This window comes from Variovorax sp. 679, from assembly GCF_003952185.1.
Taxonomy (GTDB): Bacteria; Pseudomonadota; Gammaproteobacteria; order Burkholderiales; family Burkholderiaceae_C; genus Variovorax.
Genome location: NZ_RXFS01000004.1, coordinates 338,931 through 360,151 on the forward strand (window position 1 = coordinate 338,931; position 21,221 = coordinate 360,151).

Annotated in this window: 18 protein-coding genes; 14 read left to right on the forward strand and 4 right to left on the reverse strand. The window is 67.0% G+C overall.

Going from position 1 to position 21,221, the window contains the following annotated elements; genetic code table 11:
* The first annotated feature begins 117 nt into the window (after positions 1–117).
* The 4 genes from EJO71_RS12000 (at position 118) to EJO71_RS12015 (ending at position 5,375) form a co-directional block, all read left to right on the forward strand.
* Positions 118–723, forward strand: coding sequence for a hypothetical protein (locus EJO71_RS12000; RefSeq protein WP_125948934.1), 606 nt, complete (start codon positions 118–120; stop codon positions 721–723).
* On the forward strand, positions 720–2,531 hold the full coding sequence (locus tag EJO71_RS12005) for a VanW family protein (protein ID WP_240651371.1): 1,812 nt from the start codon (positions 720–722) through the stop codon (positions 2,529–2,531). The genes EJO71_RS12000 and EJO71_RS12005 overlap by 4 nt, the downstream gene beginning before the upstream one ends.
* 126 nt (positions 2,532–2,657) lie before the next feature.
* Complete coding sequence (locus EJO71_RS12010) at positions 2,658–4,337, forward strand: FxLYD domain-containing protein (protein ID WP_125948936.1); 1,680 nt, start codon at positions 2,658–2,660, stop codon at positions 4,335–4,337.
* A gap of 45 nt (positions 4,338–4,382) precedes the next feature.
* Positions 4,383–5,375 (forward strand): LLM class flavin-dependent oxidoreductase, encoded by a 993-nt coding sequence (locus tag EJO71_RS12015; protein ID WP_125948937.1) that lies wholly within the window; start codon positions 4,383–4,385, stop codon positions 5,373–5,375.
* Positions 5,376–5,381: 6 nt separating this feature from the next.
* On the opposite strand, the gene EJO71_RS12020 is transcribed toward EJO71_RS12015, so the two are convergent.
* Positions 5,382–7,109, reverse strand: coding sequence for a long-chain fatty acid--CoA ligase (locus EJO71_RS12020; RefSeq protein WP_125948938.1), 1,728 nt, complete (start codon positions 7,107–7,109; stop codon positions 5,382–5,384).
* A gap of 189 nt (positions 7,110–7,298) precedes the next feature.
* Here EJO71_RS12020 and mnmA point away from each other — a divergent pair, with 189 nt between their 5' ends.
* Positions 7,299–8,399, forward strand: a complete 1,101-nt coding sequence (gene mnmA / locus EJO71_RS12025; RefSeq protein WP_125948939.1) for a tRNA 2-thiouridine(34) synthase MnmA — start codon at positions 7,299–7,301, stop codon at positions 8,397–8,399.
* Between the two features lie 13 nt (positions 8,400–8,412).
* Here mnmA and EJO71_RS12030 read toward each other — a convergent pair whose 3' ends face one another.
* The 3 genes from EJO71_RS12030 to EJO71_RS12040 form a co-directional block, all read right to left on the reverse strand.
* Positions 8,413–8,901 carry an NUDIX hydrolase gene (locus EJO71_RS12030; protein WP_125948940.1) on the reverse strand — a complete coding sequence of 163 codons (489 nt, stop codon included), beginning with the start codon at positions 8,899–8,901 and terminating at the stop codon, positions 8,413–8,415.
* 11 nt (positions 8,902–8,912) lie between these two features.
* Complete coding sequence (locus EJO71_RS12035) at positions 8,913–9,347, reverse strand: DUF4019 domain-containing protein (RefSeq protein WP_125948941.1); 435 nt, start codon at positions 9,345–9,347, stop codon at positions 8,913–8,915.
* A gap of 101 nt (positions 9,348–9,448) precedes the next feature.
* Entirely contained in the window at positions 9,449–10,171 is a 723-nt protein-coding gene (locus tag EJO71_RS12040) for a response regulator transcription factor (RefSeq protein WP_125948942.1), read from the reverse strand.
* Positions 10,172–10,620: 449 nt separating this feature from the next.
* On the opposite strand from EJO71_RS12040, the gene EJO71_RS12045 reads away from it, so the two are divergent.
* From EJO71_RS12045 to EJO71_RS12085, 9 genes are all read left to right on the forward strand, one after another.
* On the forward strand, positions 10,621–11,751 hold the full coding sequence (locus EJO71_RS12045; RefSeq protein WP_125948943.1) for a Re/Si-specific NAD(P)(+) transhydrogenase subunit alpha: 1,131 nt from the start codon (positions 10,621–10,623) through the stop codon (positions 11,749–11,751).
* A gap of 20 nt (positions 11,752–11,771) precedes the next feature.
* The gene (locus tag EJO71_RS12050) at positions 11,772–12,101 is read left to right on the forward strand and encodes an NAD(P) transhydrogenase subunit alpha (RefSeq protein ID WP_125948944.1); all 330 of its coding nucleotides are present in this window, start codon (positions 11,772–11,774) and stop codon (positions 12,099–12,101) included.
* A complete protein-coding gene (locus tag EJO71_RS12055; protein WP_125948945.1) occupies positions 12,098–13,522 on the forward strand; it encodes an NAD(P)(+) transhydrogenase (Re/Si-specific) subunit beta in 1,425 nt (474 codons plus the stop codon). The genes EJO71_RS12050 and EJO71_RS12055 overlap by 4 nt, the downstream gene beginning before the upstream one ends.
* Before the next feature lie 100 nt (positions 13,523–13,622).
* Positions 13,623–15,302: a long-chain-fatty-acid--CoA ligase gene (locus EJO71_RS12060; protein WP_125948946.1), complete on the forward strand. Its 1,680-nt coding sequence runs from the start codon at positions 13,623–13,625 to the stop codon at positions 15,300–15,302.
* A 63-nt stretch (positions 15,303–15,365) separates the two neighbouring features.
* On the forward strand, positions 15,366–16,370 hold the full coding sequence (locus tag EJO71_RS12065) for an ABC transporter permease subunit (RefSeq protein WP_125948947.1): 1,005 nt from the start codon (positions 15,366–15,368) through the stop codon (positions 16,368–16,370).
* Between the two features lie 4 nt (positions 16,371–16,374).
* Positions 16,375–17,280 carry an ABC transporter permease subunit gene (locus EJO71_RS12070; protein WP_125948948.1) on the forward strand — a complete coding sequence of 302 codons (906 nt, stop codon included), beginning with the start codon at positions 16,375–16,377 and terminating at the stop codon, positions 17,278–17,280.
* Positions 17,281–17,411: 131 nt separating this feature from the next.
* Positions 17,412–18,437 (forward strand): ABC transporter ATP-binding protein, encoded by a 1,026-nt coding sequence (locus tag EJO71_RS12075; RefSeq protein ID WP_125948949.1) that lies wholly within the window; start codon positions 17,412–17,414, stop codon positions 18,435–18,437.
* Positions 18,434–19,480, forward strand: a complete 1,047-nt coding sequence (locus tag EJO71_RS12080; RefSeq protein WP_125948950.1) for a dipeptide ABC transporter ATP-binding protein — start codon at positions 18,434–18,436, stop codon at positions 19,478–19,480. The genes EJO71_RS12075 and EJO71_RS12080 overlap by 4 nt, the downstream gene beginning before the upstream one ends.
* A 35-nt stretch (positions 19,481–19,515) precedes the next feature.
* Entirely contained in the window at positions 19,516–21,147 is a 1,632-nt protein-coding gene (locus EJO71_RS12085; protein ID WP_125948951.1) for an ABC transporter substrate-binding protein, read from the forward strand.
* The last annotated feature ends 74 nt before the right edge of the window (positions 21,148–21,221 follow it).

The following is a 21,221-nucleotide window of genomic DNA, read 5'->3' on the forward strand; positions in this document are numbered from 1 at the left end:
CATCATGCTTTCGCACTACTGCGCCATCGTGGTGCGCTCGGGTAAAAATACGAACACGCTTCCGCCAGGAAAAAAGAAAGCATGACCCGTTGCCGCCGAAGCGGCAGCCCAACACGCATGGCCCTTACTCTCGACCCAGAAGACACGCGCGGACGCATCCACGACCTGGTATGGAGCGGCTTTTATCCCGACGCCGATGTCGAGTGGATGATCACCGACGAGTACCTCGACCCTGACGAAATCACCAGCGAAGACCGCGCCTGGGTCAAGGCCGAGGCGGCGAGCGCCTGCGCCGCCAGGCGCGCGGCCGAGGCCGGCTGGCCTGCGCAGACTGAATACGACCGGCTCGAAGCCGTGTTCGCGCAACTGCGCAGCGAGAAGATCATTGCGCTGCACCGTGCGGGCAACACCCTCGCCGATGGCCACGACGACGTGCGCGAGCAGTGGCGCGCCGCCGGCCGGGCCGAGTCGGGCATCCGCGGCTGCTGCTTCTATCACGCGCAGGACCTCGACACGGCGGTGCGCACCGGCCGCCTGCACCTTGCCTTCAGCGGCGGCATGATCCCCGAGATCGAGCAGCGCGAGGCCAACACCGCGGCGGTGGGCCATCGCATCGTCGAACTGCTGCGCGCGGCCGGCTTCGGCGCGCACTGGAGCGGCAACATCAACGAGCGCATCGAAGCCGACCTCGGCCAATGGCGCAAGCGAGGCCCCTCCGCGTGAGCGTGCAGGCCTGGCAGCCGCCGCGCCGCATCGACGCGATCGACTTCTGGCTGCGTTCGCGGCTGCTGGCCGCGGCCCATGCGCTGCGCGAGACCCTGCGGCCTTCGGCCCGCCGATGGCCTGCTGCCAGCGACGCACTGGCCGACGCGCCGGTGCTCGCGCAATACCGCGCACCCTTGTGGACCGACGGCCGCGCGGACGAATTCCCGCTCGTGGCCGGCAAGGTGCACAACCTTCGCGTGGCACGCCGTGCCTTCGACGCCGTCGAGGTACCGGCCGGCGAGGTACTGAGCTTCTGGCGCCAGCTGGGCAGGCCGGCCTCGTGGCGCGGCTTCGTGCAGGGCCGCGAACTGCGCGGCGGCTGCGTGGTGCCGACGCTGGCCGGCGGGCTGTGCCAGCTGTCGAATGCGCTCGCCACCGCGGCGGTGCGCGCGGGCTTCGAACTGGTGGAGCGGCACGGGCACACGGCGCGCATCGAGCAGGCGGGCGAGCTGGTTGGCGATGCCGTCGACGCGACGGTGTTCTGGAACTACGTCGATCTCAAGGTGCGCGCCAGGCAGGCATGGCGGCTCGAAGTGGAGCTGACCGGCACGGAGCTGGTGTTGCGCATCCGGGGGCGGGACGCGCCGGTTGCGCCTTTCGTGCCCGTCACGATGCACCGCGCAAGCGAGGACGCGGGCGCTGCATTGCCCGTGGCGCGCGGCTGCCTCAGCTGCGACCAGACCGCGTGCTTCCGCCATCGTCCGCAGGTCGACGTCGGACCCGAGGGGCTCACCGCTGCATTGCTCGATGGCTGGACGCCGGAGTTCGCGCGCTTCCTGCGCGAGGAACATCCGGGCGCGCAGCGCATGCAGCCGGTGCCGTTGCGGCTGGCGTTCTGGCGCCGCCCCGCGACGGGCTGGCATCGCGAACCGGTGGCAGAGGGTGTCGCGCCCGCGCGGGAGCCATGGGCCGCGAGCCTGCGCCGCGCGCTGTGGCAGCGGCTGTGGGCGCGGCAGCCGGGACGGCGTCAGGCCAGCCTGATCGACGGCCAGCGCTGGCTCGCGCAGGCCTTCGCTGCGAGGCTGAAACCGGAGCACACGCAGCTGGTGGTCGAGCAGTCGTTGCTGCCGCACCTGCAGCGCATCGGCGCGCTCGACGGCCGCCGCATCATCGTGCTGGCCGGCGCGCTGCCGATGACCGACATCGAAAAGCGGCTCGACGAAGCTTCACAGCGCTGGCCCGGCGACGCCACCTTGCGCGACTTCCGGGCCGAACCGTCGCTGGTGCGGGCCGAGTCGCAGGCGCTTGCGCGCGCGTCGGTCGTGGTCACGCCGCATGCCGAAGTCGTCCGGCAACTCGCGGCACTGGCGCCGCAAGCGGCGTCGAGGCGACTTGACTGGGCGCTGCCGGATGCGAGAGCCATTCATCGTGCCAACGTCGAACGCCAGGAGCTTCCACTCGTCGTGTTCGCCGCCAGCGCATTGGCGCGCAAGGGCGCACGCGAACTCGCAGCCGCGCTGCAGGGTTGGCCGTGCAGGCTGCGCGTGCTGGGATCGGCTTCGGACGATGCGCGGCTCTGGCAGGGCATCGGGCACGTCGAACACATGAACTGGCAGGGCGACTGGCTGGCCGGCGCCGACGTCGTGGCGCTGCCCGCGCACATCGAGCATTCGCCGCGTGCGGTGCTGCGCGCAGTGGCGGCCGGCGTGCCGGTGGTAGCGTCGGCGGCATGCGGCCTCGGTGGGCTGCACGGCGTACGCGAAATCGCGCCCGGTGACGTGGATGCGCTTCGCGCCGCGTTGCTCGCGGCCTGCCGCTCTTCCTGAACGGAGACGACACGTGGCATCGATAGCATGGGCTCGCGCGGGCCTCGCGGTGCCGATCATCGCGCGAACACTTTCGGCCTTCAGCGGGCCGCGGCAAAAGAAGAACACGGGAGCAGCATTTCAGACATGACCATCGATCTCCAGACACTCAAGTGCGGCGAATGCGGCAGCAGCGTGCTCAAGCGCACCGGCCTCAACGAATACACCTGCGAGCACTGCGGCTCCGTCACGCTGGTGGAAGACAACGTATCCGACCGGCTGGAGCGCGTGCTCGACCAGGTGAAGAACGAAGCCGGCCGCCGGCTCGCGGCCGAGGAGGCGCGCAAGCAGGCGCTCATGATGCGCAAGGTCGGCATCGGGGTGGCCGTCGCGGTGGTGCTCTTCAGCGTGGTGGGCGTATTCCTCGGCAGCCGCAATGCCGACACGCGCGGTGCGTCCGGCTCGCAGCGTGTCGTGGCCGCGGTCGACCGCACGATTCCCGTCGACGGCCTCAAGCTCGACGAGCCGCGCCAGGTGCTCGTGGGCAGCGGCAGTTCGGCCAGCCCCAAGCTGCTGGTGGTGGCGCGCAATGAAACCGGCAAGCCGCTGTCGCGCGCGGGCATCCGCGCCGTGTACTTCGATGGCGAGAACAAGCTCGACGAGCGCAGCGAGATGCTGCCGGTGTCCGTGCTGGAGCCCGGCGAGAGCGCGCCCGCGCTGATCGACATGCCCAGCGGCAAGAACGTCACGCGGCAGGAGCTGCGCGTGCAGAAGCTGGCCGAGCCCTACAGCGCGGTGAAAGGGCTGCGCATGGCCTTGTCGCGCGTGCGGCTCGTGCAGCAGGGCGACCGTGTGCGGCTGGTGGGCCGCATCGTCAACGACCGCAAGGACGCCGCCGTGCTCGGCGGCTTCGAGGTGCTGGCGACGCTGTACGACGACGCGGGGCAGGTGATCGGCTTCGGCCACGGCTACGGGCAGGCCAACGAGATCAAGCCGGGCGCGCGCACGTCGGTGGACGTGAGCATCTCGCGCTTCGGCCGCGCCGCGGCCATCGCGGCGTGGGACTACCGCGTCGGCTACAGCACGGTCGACGCATCGGGCGCGCGCACGCCGGTGTTGACCGGCGGCGATCGCGTGATCCGCACGGCGGGCGGCCCGGAGACCTTCAACCCCGAGCTGCGCCTGGGCACCGACGACCTGCTGGCCGACGACAGCGAGCGCTTCGACGACAAGCTGCTCGAGCTGCTGCCGCTGGTGGACGGGCGCAACAACATCCAGCAGCGGCTGTTCCTGGGCGAGCTCGTCAACCGCAGCACCGACGCCGTTGTGCTCGCGCCGGGCGGCGTGATCTCGCGCTTCAGCGGCAGCAAGGCGCATGGCACGACCACCATCGCGGGGCTGGCGTATCTCTATCCCGGCGAGCGCTTCCCGATCTTCCTGGAGCCGCAGGACATGGAGCGCTTCACCGACACCCGCATCGAGTGGAAGCCGATGCGCCGTGCGGCGCTGCCCGGCCCGCGCAAGCCGCTGGAGGTGAAGGTGACGGGCACCAAGGCCGCGACGGGCAGCGTGCTGCTCAACTTCAGCCAGCGCTTCGCCTACAAGTACGTCGAGGTCAGCGGCAGCGTGAAGAACCCCGGCACGGGCATCGTCGGCAAGGTGCGGCTGTGGGTGAGCCTGCGCGACCGCAACGGGCAGCTCACGGGCTTCAAGCTGGTGGAGAACCTGCCGGCCATCGCGCCGGGCGAGAGCGTGCCCTTCCAGGTGAGCGTGGAGCAGAACGGCCGCGACTTCGCGAGCGTGACGACGCTATACCAAACCGAATAGCCCCTGGGGCAGCGGCGTTGGGCGGTTCGCGCCATGATCGCGGCCATGATTCCGTTATCGATCCTCGACCTTTCCCCGATCACCGAGGGCAGCGACGCCGCGCAGTCGTTCCGCAACTCGCTCTCGCTGGCGCAGCACGGAGAGAAGCTGGGCTACACGCGCTACTGGCTGGCCGAGCACCACGGCATGCCGGGCATCGCGAGCGCGGCCACCGCCGTGCTGCTGTCGTACGTGGGGGCGGGTACGTCCACCATCCGAATCGGCGCCGGCGGCGTGATGCTGCCGAACCATTCGCCGCTGGTGATCGCCGAGCAGTTCGGCACGCTCGAATCGCTGTACCCGGGGCGCATCGACCTGGGTCTCGGGCGTGCGCCGGGCTCCGACCAGCGCACCGCGCGTGCCCTGCGGCGCAACCTCGAATCGGACGCCGACCAGTTTCCGCAGGACGTGGTCGAGCTGATGGACTTCATGTCGAAGACACCGCAGCAGCCCGTGCGGGCCGTGCCGGGCGCGGGGCTCGAGGTGCCGGTGTGGATCCTCGGATCGAGCACCTTCGGCGCGCAGCTCGCGGCGCACCTGGGCCTGCCCTATGCCTTTGCCTCGCACTTCGCGCCGCAGCAGATCATGCAGGCCATCCAGATCTATCGCGAGACCTTCAAGCCCTCGGCGCAGCTGCAGAAGCCGTACGTGATGCTGGGATTCAACGTGTTCGCGGCCGACACCGATGAGGAGGCCGAGTTCCGCGCCACCTCGTGGCAGCAGGCCTTCGTGAACCTGCGCAGCGGACGGCCCGGACGCCTGCCGCCGCCGGTGGAGAACTATCGGCAGAAGGTCGGGCCGGCGGAGAACGCGCTGCTCGACTCGGTGCTGTCGTGCTCCGCGGTGGGTTCGGTCGAGACGGTGAAGAAGGGCGTGGAGGCCTTCGTCGCGCGCACGGGCGCGGACGAACTCATGATCACCTCGCAGGTGTTCGACCACGTCGCCCGGCTGCGCTCGTACGAGCTGCTCGCCGAGGCCTTCGGGCAGAAGAGGCGCTAGCAGGCCTCAGGCCCGCTTGCGGGCTTCCTCGTCGACGAGATCTTTCTTCGAGAGCTTGCCCACCGGCGTCTTGGGCAGCTCGGCGCGGATCTCCAACGCGCCGATCATCTCGTGCTTGCCGAGCCGGTTCTTCAGGAACGACTTGAGCTCGTCGAGCGTCAGTTCGGGGGCGCCGTCCTTCAGCTTCACGAAGGCCTTGGGCGACTGGCCGCGGTACTCGTCGGGGATGCCGATCACGCAGACCTCGGCCACCGAGGGGTGCTCGTACACCGCCTCTTCCAGCACGCGCGGATAGACGTTGTAGCCGCCGCACAGCAGCATGTCCTTGGTGCGGTCGACGATGTAGAGGTAGCCGTCGGCATCCATCTTCGCGACGTCGCCGCTGCGGAAGTAGCCGTCCGCCGTCATCGATTCGGCCGTGGCCTTGGGGTTGTTCCAGTAGCCCTTCATCACGTTCGGGCCCTTGATGCAGAGCTCGCCGGCTTCGCCGAAGGTGGCGATGTCCTTCGACGGGTCGTCGAGGCTCACGAGCTTGATGTGCACCCGGGGCAGCGGCATGCCGCACGAGCCCGCCTTGCGCAGGCCGCGCGCGGGGGTGAAGGTGCCCACGGGCGATGTCTCGGTCATGCCCCAGCCTTCGTTGAGGTGGCAGCCCGTGAGTTCGAAGAAGCGCTGCTCCACTTCCACCGGCAGAGGGGCGCCGCCCGAGCCGCAGAACTTGAGCGAGCGCAGGTCCATCTCCTTCGCCTTGGGGTGCGAGAGGATCGCGGTGTACATCGTCGGCACGCCAGGGAACACGCTGATCCGGCTGGCGGCGAGCTCGTTCATCACCGCGTCGACGTCGAAGCGCGTGTGCAGCACCAGCGCGGCGCCCAGGCGCACGCCGAGCAGCATCGCGGCGCTGAGCGCGAAGATGTGGAAGAGCGGCAGCACGACGAGGAAGCGTTCGGTGCCCTCGGCCAGGATGGGCGGGTCGCCCTTGGTCGACTCGTAGTACTGCGCGGAGGCCGACGTGAGGTTTGCGTGCGTGAGCATCGCGCCCTTGGGCAGGCCGGTGGTGCCGCCGGTGTACTGCAGCACGACGATCTCTTCGGCGAGGTCGCCCAGCGGATAGGTCGCGTGCGTGCCTTCGCTCGTCAGCAGATCGGTGAAGCGCACGTGCCGGTCGTCCACGGGCACCGGGGCGATCTGGCCGGCGCCCTGCAACTGGGCCTGCACCTTGTCGCCCATGGCGCCGTAGTCGCCGAGGCTGCCGACCACCAGCGTCTTCAGGCGCGAGTTGTCGAGCAGGCGCGCCATCTGCGGGTAGAGGTTGACGAGGTCGAGCGTGACGAGGATGTCGGTGCGGCTGTCCTCGATCTTGTGGGCCAGTACGCGCTCGGCGTCGAGCGGCGAGTAGTTCACCACCGTGCCGCCGGCCTTGAGCACGGCGAAGAAGGCGATCGGGTAGTGCGGCGTGTTCGGCAGATAGAGGCCGACGTGTACGCCTGGCTTCACGCCCAGGTCCTGCAGGCCCTTGGCGGCGCGCTCGACTGCTGCGCCGAGCTCGTGGTAGGTGATGACCTTGCCCATGAATTCGACGGCCGACCGGTCGGGCCAGCGCTCGACGGCCTCGTCGAGCATCTGCTGCACCGGCTTGACGGGCAGGTCGGCGTCCCAGCGCATGCCGGGCGGGTAGGCGCGTGTCCAGGGAGTGATGTCGCCGGAGAGGGCGGCGGGGGAGGGGGTGGCCATGCGTCTTGTCTCCGCTTTGCTGTTGTCTGTTGCAAATTGCGTGGCGGATCTGTGCCGCCTTCATCCAGCGGCACTGTAGCGCCGGGCCTTCGAGCCGGGGAGCCGTGCCTGACAAGCCGGCGACACGGGTTTTCCCGATTTCCCACACGCCGGAAGCCTCTTGCGGGAGGCTGGGACAATAGGGGGCTTATGGCAAAGCATCGGATCGTTGTGGGACTGAGCGGCGGAGTGGACTCCGCGGTGACGGCGCACCTGCTCAAGCAGCAGGGGCACGAGGTGGTCGGCATCTTCATGAAGAACTGGGAAGACGACGACGACAGCGAGTACTGCTCGTCGAACATCGACTTCGTGGACGCCGCCAGCGTGGCCGACGTGCTGGGCATCGAGATCGAGCACGTCAACTTCGCAGCCGATTACAAAGACCGCGTGTTCGCCGAATTCCTGCGCGAGTACAAGGCCGGCCGCACGCCGAATCCCGACGTGCTGTGCAACGCCGAGATCAAGTTCAAGGCCTTTCTCGACCATGCGATGCGGCTGGGCGCAGAGAAGATCGCCACCGGGCACTACGCCCGGGTGCGGCTGAACGAAGCTACCGGCAGGCACGAGCTGCTCAAGGGGCTCGATCCGTCGAAGGACCAGAGCTACTTCCTGCACCGCCTGAACCAGGCGCAGCTGTCGAAGACGATGTTCCCGGTCGGCGAGCTGCACAAGACCGAGGTGCGCCGCATCGCCGAGGAAATCGGCCTGCCCAATGCGAAGAAGAAGGACTCGACCGGTATCTGCTTCATCGGCGAGCGGCCGTTCCGCGAATTCCTGAACCGCTACATCTCCAAGGAGCCGGGCCCGATCAAGGACGACCGCGGCCGCAAGCTGGGCGAGCACCAGGGGCTGAGCTTCTACACGCTGGGGCAGCGGCAGGGGCTGGGCATCGGCGGCGTGAAGGAAAAGGGCGCGCAGCGCGGCTCGGGCGACCACTCGCCGTGGTTCGTGGCGCGCAAGGACGTCGAGAAGAACACGCTGTGGGTGGTGCAGGGGCACGATCATCCGTGGCTGCTGTCTTCGGAGCTGAAGGCAGGCGACGCAAGCTGGGTTTCGGGCGAGGCGCCGGCGCCGGGCGGCTACGGTTCGAAGGCGCGCTACCGGCAGGCGGATGCGGCCTGTGAGCTGGATGCGGGCGATGCCTCCACCTTCGGCCTGCGCTTCGGGGATGCGCAATGGGCGGTGACGCCGGGGCAGTCGGCCGTGCTGTACGACGGTGAGCGCTGCCTTGGCGGCGGCGTCATCGTCTGAGCCTGATTTCTCGTCAGGGCGCCGACCGCACCGACCCGTCGACGTGGACGAGGTCCAGCGGATGGCGCTTGCCAGCCAGGTAGTCCTCGATGCACTGGAGCAGCAGCGGGCTGCGATGCCGCGCGACGCTCGCGCGGATTTCGTCCACCGTCATCCACACGGTGCGCACGATGCCTTCGTCGAGCGGGCGATCTTTTTCGAACGCGCCCAGCGTGCCTGAGAAGGCGAAACGCATGTAGGTGGTGTCTTCACCGCGCTCGGCCAGCGGCCGGGAACGCGCCATGTAGATGCCGATGAGCGCAGTTGGCGTGAAATGATGAGCCGTTTCTTCCAGCGTTTCACGCGCACAGCCTTCGGCGGGCGACTCGCCGGGGTCCAGATGGCCGGCCGGCGTGTTGAGCCGCAGGCCGTTGCCGGTCTGCTCTTCGACCAGCAGGAAGCGCCCGTCGCGCTCGATCACCGAGGCCACGGTGACGTTGGGTTTCCAGCGTGGACTTGCCATGTCTTGGCCCCTTATTTCAGAACATAGCCGCTGAAGCGCCAGACGCGGTCGGTGTCGAGGTGGAAGCTCACGAGTTCGCGCAGCGTGGTGTCGGGCCTGTTGGCGAAGCGGGTTTCGTATTCGACGCTGACGTACTGGCCGGCGGCGTCGCCATCGGAAGCAGTAACGACCTGGCGATTGACCGATACCCAGGTGCGCATTTGCGGCACGCCGATCTGTGCGCGGTTCCGGGCGACCTGGCCGATGAAGTCGGCGCGCGTCACCCGTTTGCGCGTGGCCGGCGTGGCGCCGTCCCACAGCTCACCGGCCTTGCCCTGGTCGATCATCTCGATCACCTGCATGCCGCCACGCACCATGTCGCTGGGCTCGACCTCCTGTGCGGCGGCGGGGTGGAGCCAGCTCAGGATCAATGTGACGGCGAGCAGCAGCCGGATCATCGGATTCATTCGTCTCGTTCCTCGTGACGGCGGGGCATGCGGCCCGTTCTTGCGGCGCAGTTTCTGTCGCCGCGCAAGCCGTGTGAGACTACTTTAGCTCGCCGGGAGATTCAGGCTCCGCGCGCGCTGGCGACACGTGGCAGCGAGTCGGCCTCGATGGTTTCCAGCCGATAGCCCAGGCCGTAGATGGCGAGCAGCAGGAATCCGTTGGCGGGGCGCAGGTCGAGCTTCGTTCGCAGGCGCGAGATGTGGGTGTCGAGCGATCGCGACAGCGCCTCGATGCCGAGGCCCCAGACGGCCTCGTGCAGATGCTCCCGAGAAAGCAGCCGGCCAAGGTTCTGGAAGAGGAACAGGGCGAGTTCGTACTCGCGATTCTTGAGCTCGACCTGGACGCCGCGAACCTTCAGGACGCGCGAGGGTGGATAGAAGTGATAGGGGCCGAAGACCAGTTCGATCTCGTGCTGGGCCGGATAGGAGCGGCGCAGCAGCGCGTTCACCCGGGCTTCGAGCTCGCCGGCGCGGGCGGGCTTGGTCATGAAGTCGTCCGCGCCCGCGTTCAGGCCCTCGACCATGTTCGCCTCGCCTGGCCGGTCGGACACGAAAAGAATGGGAAGCCGGCTGTTGAGATCCCGACGGATGGTCGCCACCACGTCGGGCCCCTTCATGTCAGGGAGACTCCAGCCGAGTATCAGCAGATCGAAGGTCTGGCGGCGCATTGCCTGCAGCAGCGCCTTTCCTTCCGTGTAGGGATGGCACTCGTGCTCGAGCGCCGCCATTGTCTGATTGATCCGCTTGAAGTGCTCTGCACCTTCATCGAGTACCGCGATTCGCATTCCTGCCCCTTCTTCCTCCCTTCGTCAGCTTCCGTGAACTGGCGATTGTTAGTAGAAGTGTATCTATCTGCGACTAAGGTAAAGTTTTTGGATTTGCAAATAATGCACGCAAATCGATGATTTCTGATGGCTTGTTAACGAAGATGGGCGCAATTGGATACAAATAGAGATTTCGAATGACGAGCTTCCGTCAGCCGTTGGCGGTACTTTGCCGGGCAATCCGGCAGGAATTCGTCCGGCACGCTGAAGAAACATGCCCGACTTCTTCTCGCGGGCCGCTATCGAATACCCGAATTCGCTATCAATTGAATAGCTGAAGTTATAGTATCCATAAGCTCCTCGACGCTTTGGGATGAAAACGACAGAGCACTCCGGCGACAGCGATCGGCTGTAATCTTGCTGTAAGCTGCCGGCATTCCCCCTGTGCCCCTTGCTCTGAGGAGATCTCTATGCTGATAGGCGTGCCCGCCGAGACACTGGCAGGCGAAACCCGCGTGGCTGTTACACCTGAGACGGTGAAGAAACTTGTCGCCTCAGGGCACACCGTACGGGTGCAGTCGGGGGCGGGCATCGCGGCCAGCGCCACCGACGGTGCCTATCAGGCCGCAGGTGCCGAGATCACCGATCAAACGGGTGCCTTCTCCGCCGACATGGTGCTCAAGGTGCGCACGCCCACCGAGTCCGAAGCCGCGCTGCTGAAGTCCGGCGCCGTCGTCATCGGCATGCTCAATCCCTTCGACGCAGCCGGCCTGCAGCGCCTGGCGGCCGCCGGCGTCACCGGCTTCGCGCTCGAAGCCGCGCCGCGCACAACACGTGCACAGAGCATGGACGTGCTCAGCTCCCAGGCCAACATCGCCGGCTACAAGGCCGTGATGATCGCGGCCGACAAGTACCAGCGCTTCTTCCCGATGCTCATGACCGCTGCCGGCACGGTGAAGGCCGCGCGCGTCGTCATCCTGGGCGTCGGCGTGGCGGGCCTGCAGGCCATCGCCACCGCCAAGCGCCTGGGCGCAGTCATCGAGGCGTCCGACGTGCGCCCGAGCGTCAAGGAGCAGATCGAGTCGCTGGGCGGCAAGTTCATCGACGTGCCCTACGAGACGCAGGAAGAAAAAGACGCGGCCGAAGGCGTCGGCGGCTACGCGCGGCCCATGCCCGCGAGCTGGCTCACCCGCCAGCAAGCCGAGGTCGCCAAGCGCGTGGCGCTGGCCGACGTGGTCATCAGCACCGCGCTCATTCCGGGCCGTGCCGCGCCGACGCTCATCACCGAGGACATGGTCAAGTCGATGAAGCCGGGCTCCGTCATCGTCGACATCGCGGCCGGCAAGGGTGCGGACGGCATCGGCGGCAACTGCCCGCTGTCGGAAGCCGACAAGACTGTGGTGAAGCACGGCGTGACCATCGTCGGCGAGACCAACCTCGCCGCGCTCGTGGCGGCCGATGCCTCGGCGCTCTACGCGCGCAACGTGCTCGACTTCCTCAAGCTCATCGTCACCAAGGAGGGCGCGCTGAAGATCGACCTCGAGGACGACATCGTCGCCGCCTGCCGCGTCACGCAGGACGGCCAGGTCACGAAGAAATAACGCCCGCCGAGGAGAAGAACATGGACATCGTCTCTCACACAGTCATCAACCTGATCATCTTCGTGCTGGCCATCTACGTCGGCTACCACGTCGTGTGGACCGTCACGCCAGCGCTGCACACGCCGCTGATGGCCGTGACCAACGCCATCTCGGCCATCGTGATCGTGGGCGCCATGCTGGCGGCCGCGCTCACCGACACGCCGCTGGGCAAGACCATGGGCGTGCTCGCCGTGGCGCTGGCCGCGGTGAACGTCTTCGGCGGCTTCCTCGTCACGCGGAGGATGCTGGAGATGTTCAAGAAGAAAGAGAAGAAGGCCGCACCGAAGGCCGAAGAGGGAGCCGCCAAGTGAGCATGAACCTCGTCACGCTGCTGTACCTCGTCGCCAGCATCTGCTTCATCCAGGCCCTGAAGGGCCTGAGCCATCCCACCACCTCGATCCGCGGCAACATCTTCGGCATGACCGGCATGGCGATCGCCGTGCTGACCACCGGCGCGCTGATCTACAAGCTCGCCAGCGGCAACCTCAACGGACTGGCCTACGTGCTGGTCGCGCTGGTCGTCGGCGGCGGCCTGGGCGCCTACATGGCCAACAAGGTCGAGATGACCAAGATGCCCGAACTGGTCGCCTTCATGCACAGCATGATCGGCCTGGCTGCGGTGTTCATCGGGGTGGCCGCCGTGGCCGAGCCGCACGCCTTCGGCATCGCGCTCAAGGGCGATCCGATCCCGAGCGGCAACCGGCTCGAACTGTTCCTGGGGGCTGCCATCGGCGCCATCACCTTCAGCGGCTCGGTCATCGCCTTCGGCAAGCTCTCGGGCAAGTACAAGTTCCGCCTGTTCCAGGGCGCGCCGGTGCAGTTCGCAGGCCAGCACATGCTCAACCTCGTGCTGGGCCTGGCGACCATCGGCCTGGGCCTCGTGTTCGTCTTCACCGAAAGCTGGCCGGCCTTCTTCGCGATGCTGGCGCTGGCCTTCGTGATGGGCGTGCTCATCATCATCCCGATCGGCGGCGCCGACATGCCGGTGGTGGTGTCGATGCTCAACAGCTACTCGGGCTGGGCGGCCGCGGGCATCGGCTTCAGCCTGAACAACGCGATGCTGATCGTGGCCGGCTCGCTGGTGGGCTCCTCGGGTGCGATCCTGAGCTACATCATGTGCAAGGCCATGAACCGCTCGTTCTTCAACGTGATCCTGGGCGGCTTCGGCGGCGACGCGACCGCTGCCACCGGTGGCGCGAAGGAGCAGCGCCCCGTGAAGAGCGGCAGCGCCGACGACGCGGCCTTCGTGCTCGGCAACGCCGAGACGGTGGTGATCGTGCCCGGCTACGGCCTCGCCGTGGCCCGTGCCCAGCACGCGGTGAAGGAGCTCGCGCAGAAGCTCGTCGAGAAGGGCGTGACCGTGAAGTACGCGATCCACCCGGTGGCGGGCCGCATGCCCGGCCACATGAACGTGCTGCTGGCCGAGGCCGAGGTGCCCTACGACCAGGTGTTCGAGATGGAGGACATCAACGGCGAGTTCGGCCAGGCCGACGTGGCGATCATCCTGGGCGCCAACGACGTGGTGAACCCCGCTGCCCACACCAAGGGCAGCCCGATCTACGGCATGCCGATCCTGGAGGCCTACAAGGCCAAGACCGTCATCGTGAACAAGCGCTCCATGGCCGCGGGCTACGCCGGCCTGGACAACGAACTCTTCTACATGGACAAGACCATGATGGTTTTTGGCGATGCCAAAAAAGTAGTGGAAGATATGGGCAAGGCCATCGAATAGGCCGAAGGTCCCTGCCCGCGTGGCGGGCGAGTTCTTCGCGGCGCCACTTCGTGCGCCGTTTTCGTTTTCAACAGTCCGACTCCCGGAGGAGACAAATCCAATGACCGATCGTCCCTGGCTCAGCAGCTACCCGCAAGGTGTGCCCGCCGATATCGATGCCTCGCAGTACCCTTCGCTGGTCGCGCTCATGGAGGAGAGCTTCACGAAGTACGCCGACCGCACGGCCTACAGCTTCATGGGCAAGGACATCAGCTACGGGGAGACCGACAGGCAGAGCAAGTCCTTTGCGGGCTACCTGCAGGGCCTGGGCCTCGCCAAGGGCGACCGCGTGGCGGTCATGATGCCCAACTGCCCGCAGTACCCGGTCGCGGTCGCGGGCATCCTGCGCGCCGGCCTGATCCTGGTCAACGTGAACCCGCTGTACACGCCGCGCGAACTCGAGCACCAGCTCAAGGACTCGGGCGCGAAGGCGATCGTCATCATGGAGAACTTCGGCACCACGCTGCAGCAATGCATCGCGGCCACGCCGGTCAAGCACATCGTGCTGGCTTCCATGGGCGACCGCCTCGGCTTCCTGAAGGGCGCACTCGTCAACTACGTGGTGCGCAACGTCAAGAAAATGGTGCCGCAGTTCAGCCTGCCGGGCGCGGTGCGTTTCAACGACGCGCTCGACAAGGGGGCGAGCGCTTCGCTGAAGCCGGTGGCCATCGGCCCCGACGACGTGGCTGTGCTGCAGTACACCGGCGGCACCACCGGCGTGTCGAAGGGCGCGGTGCTGCTGCATCGCAACGTGATCGCCAACGTGCTGCAGTCCGAGGCCTGGAACGAGCCGGTCATGAACAAGGTGCCGGCCAACGAGCAGCCCACCGGTGTGTGCGCGCTGCCGCTGTATCACATCTTCGCGTTCACGGTCGGCATGATGCTGAGCATGCGCACGGGCGGCAAGCTGATCCTGATCCCGAATCCGCGCGACATCCCCGGCGTGCTGAAGGAGCTGTCGAAGCACACCATCCACAGCTTCCCGGCCGTCAACACGCTGTTCAACGGGCTGGCGAACCATCCCGACTTCAACACCGTCAACTGGAAGAACCTCAAGGTCTCGGTTGGCGGCGGCATGGCGGTGCAGGCCGCTGTCGCAAAGCTCTGGCTCGAGAAGACCGGCTGCCCGATCTGCGAAGGCTACGGCCTGTCCGAAACTTCGCCTTCGGCCACCTGCAACCCGACCAACAGCACCGCCTACACCGGCACCATCGGCCTGCCGCTGCCGAGCACCTGGCTCAAGCTGCTCGACGACGACGGCAACGAAGTGCCCGTCGGCGAGCGCGGCGAGATCGCCATCAAGGGTCCGCAGGTGATGGCCGGCTACTGGCAGCGTCCCGACGAGACCGCCAAGGTCATGACGGCCGACGGCTACTTCAAGAGCGGCGACATCGGCGTGGTCGACGAGCGCGGCTACTTCAAGGTGGTCGACCGCAAGAAGGACATGATCCTGGTGTCGGGCTTCAACGTGTACCCGAACGAAATCGAGGATGTGGTCGCACTGATTCCGGGCGTGCTCGAATGCGCCGCGGTCGGCGTGCCCGACGACAAGACCGGCGAGGCCGTGAAGCTCGTGATCGTCAAGAAAGACCCTTCGCTCACGGAGGCTCAGGTGCGCGAATACTGCAGAGCAAACCTTACGGGTTACAAGCAACCGCGCATCGTAGAGTTTCGTACCGACATGCCGAAGACACCGGTCGGAAAGATCCTTCGCCGCGAGCTGCGCGACGCCAAGAAGTAAGTGCCGAAATAAGGGTTCGGCCCGGGTGGGGCCGAGGCATCGATCTTGCATATTCGCGGGTCGATGATCAGGTTTGTCTTTACCCGTTTGAGTTTGTTGGTGCCGACCTTCTTCGGCATGACATTGCTCGCCTTCTTCCTCATCCGGCTTGTGCCGGGTGATCCCATTGAAACCATGGCCGGCGAGCGCGGAATAGACCCCGCGCGCCATGCCGAACTGCGCACCGCCTACGGCTTCGACAAGCCGGTGATCGTGCAGTACGGCATCTACATCGGCCGCGTGCTGCACGGCGACCTCGGCAAGTCGCTCATCACGCAGGACACGGTGATGAGCGAGTTCCTCTCGCTCTTCCCGGCCACGGTCGAACTCGCTGTGTGCGCCATTCTTTTCGCGCTGCTGCTCGGGTTGCCGGCCGGCATCCTCGCGGCGGTGCGGCGCAATTCCATCTTCGACCACGGCGTGATGGCCACCTCGCTCACTGGCTACTCGATGCCGATCTTCTGGTGGGGGCTGCTGCTGATCCTGTTCTTCTCGGTGCAGCTCGGATGGACGCCCGTGTCGGGCCGCATCGCGGTGCAGTACTACGTCGAGCCCGACACAGGCTTCCTGCTGATCGACGCGCTGCGCGCCGGCGACACCGGCGCCTTCTGGTCGGCACTGCATCACCTCGTGTTGCCGGCCGTCGTGCTCGGTACCGTGCCGCTCGCCGTCATCGCGCGCATGACACGCTCCGCCATGCTCGAGGTGCTGGGCGAGGACTACATCCGCACCGCGCGTGCCAAGGGCCTGTCGCGCTTTCGCGTGGTGGGGCTGCATGCGCTGCGCAACGCGCTCATCCCGGTCGTGACGGTCATCGGCCTGCAGGTGGGCGTGCTGTTCACCGGCGCGATCCTCACCGAGACCATCTTCTCCTGGCCCGGCGTCGGCAAGTGGCTCATCGAGGCCATCGGCCGGCGCGACTACCCGGTGCTGCAGGGCGGCATGCTGCTGCTCGGCGGCATCGTGATGCTCGTGAATCTTCTCGTCGACGTGGCATACGGCGTCATCAACCCTCGGATCCGGCGCTGAGCTCATGGCCTCGACACAGATCATTTCGAACGGCGTGAAAAGCGCCGCACCTCCCGGCCCCTGGCGCGAGTTCTGGACGGCCTTCTCGGCCAACCGCGGCGCGGTCATCGGGCTCGCCACCATCGTCCTGCTGCTGCTGGTCGCGCTGTTCGCGCCGTGGATCGCGCCGCACGCGCCCAACGAAACCAACAGTGCCGTCTTCCTGCAGCCGCCAGCGTGGCAGAAGGGCGGCTCCATGAGCTACCTGCTGGGCACCGACGCGATCGGGCGCGACATTCTTTCGCGGCTCATGTACGGCGCGCGGCTGTCGCTGTCGATCGGCGTCGCAGTGGTTGCGCTGTCGGTGGTTGCTGGCGTGGTGCTCGGGCTGATCGCGGGATTCTTCCGCGGCGTGCTGGAGATCGCGATCATGCGGCTGATGGACATCGTGCTCACGCTGCCCAGCCTGCTGCTGGCCATCGTGATCGTTGCCATCCTCGGGCCGGGGCTGGTCAACGCGATGCTTGCGGTGGCCATCGTGGTGCTGCCGCACTACGTGCGCATCACGCGCGCCGCCGTCATCGCCGAGGTCTCGCGCGACTACGTGACCGCCGCGCGTGTGAGCGGCGCCGGCACGCTGCGGCTGATGTTCCGCGAGGTGCTGCCCAACTGCGCCGCGCCGCTGATCGTGCAGGCCTCGCTCGGCATCTCGACCGCGATCCTCGATGCTGCGGCGCTCGGCTTCCTCGGCCTCGGCGCGCAGCCACCGTCTCCGGAGTGGGGAACCATGCTGGCCGACGCGCGCGAGTTCGTGCTGCGCGCATGGTGGGTCGTCACCTTCCCCGGCATGGCGATCCTCGCGGCCGTGCTGGCTTTCAATCTTCTGGGCGACGGCCTGCGCGACGCGCTGGACCCGAAGCTCAAGCGCTAGCATGAAGTACACCCCCAGGCTTGCCCACTTCGTGTGGCCTCCTACCCCCTTGCAGGGGGCAACACCAGCGGCCCGGCAAAGCCGGTTCCGCGGTGTTCCTGGAACAGGCCTTTCGGGCCGGAGTCACTGATATGCCTTTGCTTGAAATAAAGGACCTGCACGTCGAGTTCCCCACGCAAGGCGGCGTGCTGCATGCAGTCGACGGCGTGAGCCTCACGCTCGAGGAAGGCGAGGTGCTCGGCATCGTCGGCGAATCGGGCTCGGGAAAGAGCGTCACGATGATGGCGCTGATGGGCCTCGTCGGCTTCCCGGGCCGCGTGCGCGCGGAGCACATGCGCTTCGCCGGCAACGACCTGCTCGGCATTTCCGACAAGGCGCGCCGCGCGTTGGTAGGCAAGGAGGTCGCGATGATCTTCCAGGAGCCGACCACCAGCCTCAACCCCTGCTTCACCATCGGCTTCCAGCTGATGGAGACGCTGCGTCTGCACCTGAAGCTCGACAAGCGCGAGGCGAAGAAGCGCGCCACCGAGCTGCTCGAGCAGGTGGGCATTCCGGCCGCCTCGTCGCGCCTGGGCAGCTATCCGCACCAGCTCTCGGGCGGCATGAACCAGCGCGTGATGATCGCCATGGCCATCGCCTGCAACCCGCGCCTGCTGATTGCCGACGAGCCGACCACCGCGCTCGACGTGACCATCCAGGCGCAGATCCTCGACCTGCTGCGCGAGCTGCAGAAGGAGCGCGGCATGGCGCTGGTGCTCATCACGCACAACATGGGCGTGGTCAGCGAGATGGCGCAGCGCATCGCCGTGATGTACGCGGGGCAGGTGATGGAGCACCAGCGCGTCGACCGGCTCTTCGCGTCGCCGCAGCATCCCTACACCGAGGCGCTGCTCTCGGCGTTGCCCGAGCGTGCCGCGCCGGAGGGGCGCCTGGCCACCATCAGCGGCATGGTGCCCGGCGTGCACGACCGGCCGGCAGGCTGCCTGTTCGCGCCGCGCTGCGGCTATGTCACAGAGCGCGCCTGCCAGGTGCGGCCCGCGCTGCGGGAATCGCATGGCGCCGAGGTGCGCTGCCATTTCCCGCTCGGCGATCCGGGGCGCGGGGAGGCCATCGCGAGCGATCCGCCGAAGCGGCAGGCCGCGGAGGTGGCGGCATGAGCGAAGCCTCCACCCGCGCGTGGACCGAATTGGTCGTCGAAGCGAAGAACCTCCAGCGCACCTACGACATCCGCCGTGGATTGTTCCGCGCGCCCTCGCACCTGCGCGCGGTGGGCGACATCTCGTTCCGCATCGAGCGTGGCCGCACGCTGGCCGTGGTGGGCGAGTCGGGCTGTGGCAAGTCGACCCTGGCGCGCATGGTCGCGCTGATCGAGAAGCCTACGGCGGGACAGCTCACGCTGGTCGGCACCGACGCGGTCGACACGCCGGCCGAGCGCAAGCGCGAGCTGCGCCAGGCCGTGCAGCTGGTGTTCCAGAACCCGTACGGCTCGCTCAATCCGCGCAAGAAGATCTCGGCGGTGCTTGAGGATCCGCTCGCCATCAACACGACCATGAGCAAGCCCGAGCGCGCCGCGAAGGCCCGCGACATGCTCGCGCGCGTGGGCCTTCGGCCCGAGTACGCCAACCGCTATCCGCACATGTTCTCGGGCGGCCAGCGCCAGCGCATCGCCATCGCGCGAGCGCTGATGCTGAACCCGCGCCTGCTGGTGGCCGACGAGCCGGTGTCCGCGCTCGACGTGTCGATCCAGGCGCAGGTGCTGAACCTGCTGGCCGACCTGCAGGCCGAGCTGGGCCTCGCGTATCTCTTCATCTCGCACGACCTCGGCGTGGTTCGGCACATCGCGCACGACGTGCTCGTGATGTACCTCGGCCATGCGGTGGAGCAGGGCCCCAAGTCGCGCATCTTCTCGCGGCCGCTGCATCCGTACACGCAGGCGCTGCTGGCGTCGACGCCGGGGCTCAGCAGCCAGCGCATCGTGCTCAAGGGCGAGCTGCCGTCGCCGCTGAATCCGCCATCGGGCTGCGTGTTCAGCACGCGCTGCCCGCATGTCGAGCCGCGCTGCCGCGAAGAGAGGCCGCTGCCGCGCATGCTCGACGAGCGGCTGGTGGCCTGCCACTTCTCCGAGAAGTTCCTCGAAGGCGCGCCGCTCGTGCGCGCGGATGTTCCCTCCGCCGCCATTGCGATGGCGACGAATCCTTAACGTTCGTTTTTTCAACCGTGTATCAAGGAGTCCAAATGAAGACCCAGCCCACCGTTTCGCGCCGCTCAAAAAGCCTGGCGCTCCTGGCACCGACTGCGCTTGCGGCCCTTACCCTGGCCTGCGGCGCCGTGTCAGCCAAGACGCTGGTGTATTGCTCGGAAGGCAGCCCGGAGAATTTCTATCCGGGCATGAACACCACCGGCACCTCGTTCGACGTGACCACGCAGGTCTACAACACCATCGTCGAATTCGAGCGCGGCGGCACCAAGGTCGTGCCGGGCCTCGCCGAGAAATGGGACATCTCGGCCGACGGCACTGTCTACACCTTCCACCTGCGCAAGGGCGTGAAGTGGCACTCCACCAGCAAGAGCTTCAAGCCCACGCGCGACTTCAACGCCGACGACTTCATCTTCATGCTCGAGCGGCAGTGGAAGGAGAGCGATCCCTTCTTCAAGGTGACGAGCCAGAACCACTCGTACTTCAACGACATGGGCATGCCCAAGCTGCTGAAGACGGTGGACCGCATCGACGACTACACGGTGAAGATCGTGCTCAACCAGCCCGAGGCGCCGTTCCTGGCGAACCTGGCGATGCAGTACGCGGGCATCCAGTCGAAGGAGTACGCCATCGCGATGCTGAAGGCCGGCACGCCCGAGAAGGTCGACCAGGACCCGATCGGCACCGGCCCCTTCTACCTCGTGCAGTACCAGAAGGACGCGATCATCCGCTTCAAGGCCTTCCCGCAGTACTGGGGCGGCAAGGCGAAGATCGACGACCTCGTGTTCGCGATCACGCCCGACGCGTCGGTGCGCTGGGCCAAGCTGCAGAAGGGCGAGTGCCACGTCATGCCGTACCCGAACCCGGCCGACCTCGACGCGATCCGCAAGGACCCGAACGTGCAACTGCTGGAGCAGCCCGGCCTGAACGTGGGCTACCTCTCGTACAACACGACGAAGAAGCCCTTCGACGACGTGCGCGTGCGCAAGGCCATCAACATGGCGATCAACAAGAAGGCCATCATCGACGGCGTGTACCTGTCGACCGGCGTGGCGGCGAAGAACCCGATCCCGCCGACCATGTGGTCCTACAACGACGCGGTGAAGGACGACCCGTACGATCCCGAAGCCGCGAAGAAGCTGCTGGCGCAGGCCGGCTTCCCTGACGGCTTCTCGACCGACCTGTGGGCCATGCCGGTGCAGCGCCCGTACAACCCGAACGCCAAGCGCATCGCCGAGCTGATGCAGGCCGACCTTGCCAAGATCAACGTCAAGGCCGAGATCAAGAGCTTCGAGTGGGGCGAGTACCGCAAGCGCCTGCAGGCCGGCGAGCACCAGATGGGCATGCTGGGCTGGACCGGCGACAACGGCGACCCGGACAACTTCATGTACACGCTGCTGGGCTGCTCCTCGGCCAAGTCGGCCAGCGGCAGCAACATCTCGAAGTTCTGCTACCAGCCGTACGAAGACCTCGTGGTGAAGGCCAAGAGCACCGTGAAGCAGGCCGACCGCGACGCGCTCTACAAGAAGGCGCAGGTGATCTTCAAGGAGCAGGCACCGTGGTTCACCATCGCGCACGCGGTGCAGCTGAAGCCGGTGCGCAAGGAGGTCGTCGACTTCAAGCTGAGCCCCTTCGGCCGCCACACCTTCTACGGTGTGGATATCAAGTAAACCCCCAGGCTTCGCGCACTTCGTGTCGCTACGCCAACCCCCTTGCAGGGGGCAACACCTGCGGCCTGGCAAAG

Bases quoted from the DNA above. Each gene is read 5' to 3' on its own strand.
- EJO71_RS12000 (WP_125948934.1), top strand. From the start codon at position 118: ATGGCCCTTACTCTCGACCCAGAAGACACGCGCGGACGCATCCACGAC.
- EJO71_RS12010 (WP_125948936.1), top strand. From the start codon at position 2,658: ATGACCATCGATCTCCAGACACTCAAGTGCGGCGAATGCGGCAGCAGC.
- EJO71_RS12015 (WP_125948937.1), top strand. From the start codon at position 4,383: ATGATTCCGTTATCGATCCTCGACCTTTCCCCGATCACCGAGGGCAGC.
- EJO71_RS12020 (WP_125948938.1), bottom strand. From the start codon at position 7,109: ATGGCCACCCCCTCCCCCGCCGCCCTCTCCGGCGACATCACTCCCTGG.
- mnmA (WP_125948939.1), top strand. From the start codon at position 7,299: ATGGCAAAGCATCGGATCGTTGTGGGACTGAGCGGCGGAGTGGACTCC.
- EJO71_RS12030 (WP_125948940.1), bottom strand. From the start codon at position 8,901: ATGGCAAGTCCACGCTGGAAACCCAACGTCACCGTGGCCTCGGTGATC.
- EJO71_RS12035 (WP_125948941.1), bottom strand. From the start codon at position 9,347: ATGAATCCGATGATCCGGCTGCTGCTCGCCGTCACATTGATCCTGAGC.
- EJO71_RS12040 (WP_125948942.1), bottom strand. From the start codon at position 10,171: ATGCGAATCGCGGTACTCGATGAAGGTGCAGAGCACTTCAAGCGGATC.
- EJO71_RS12045 (WP_125948943.1), top strand. From the start codon at position 10,621: ATGCTGATAGGCGTGCCCGCCGAGACACTGGCAGGCGAAACCCGCGTG.
- EJO71_RS12050 (WP_125948944.1), top strand. From the start codon at position 11,772: ATGGACATCGTCTCTCACACAGTCATCAACCTGATCATCTTCGTGCTG.
- EJO71_RS12060 (WP_125948946.1), top strand. From the start codon at position 13,623: ATGACCGATCGTCCCTGGCTCAGCAGCTACCCGCAAGGTGTGCCCGCC.
- EJO71_RS12065 (WP_125948947.1), top strand. From the start codon at position 15,366: ATGATCAGGTTTGTCTTTACCCGTTTGAGTTTGTTGGTGCCGACCTTC.
- EJO71_RS12070 (WP_125948948.1), top strand. From the start codon at position 16,375: ATGGCCTCGACACAGATCATTTCGAACGGCGTGAAAAGCGCCGCACCT.
- EJO71_RS12075 (WP_125948949.1), top strand. From the start codon at position 17,412: ATGCCTTTGCTTGAAATAAAGGACCTGCACGTCGAGTTCCCCACGCAA.
- EJO71_RS12080 (WP_125948950.1), top strand. From the start codon at position 18,434: ATGAGCGAAGCCTCCACCCGCGCGTGGACCGAATTGGTCGTCGAAGCG.
- EJO71_RS12085 (WP_125948951.1), top strand. From the start codon at position 19,516: ATGAAGACCCAGCCCACCGTTTCGCGCCGCTCAAAAAGCCTGGCGCTC.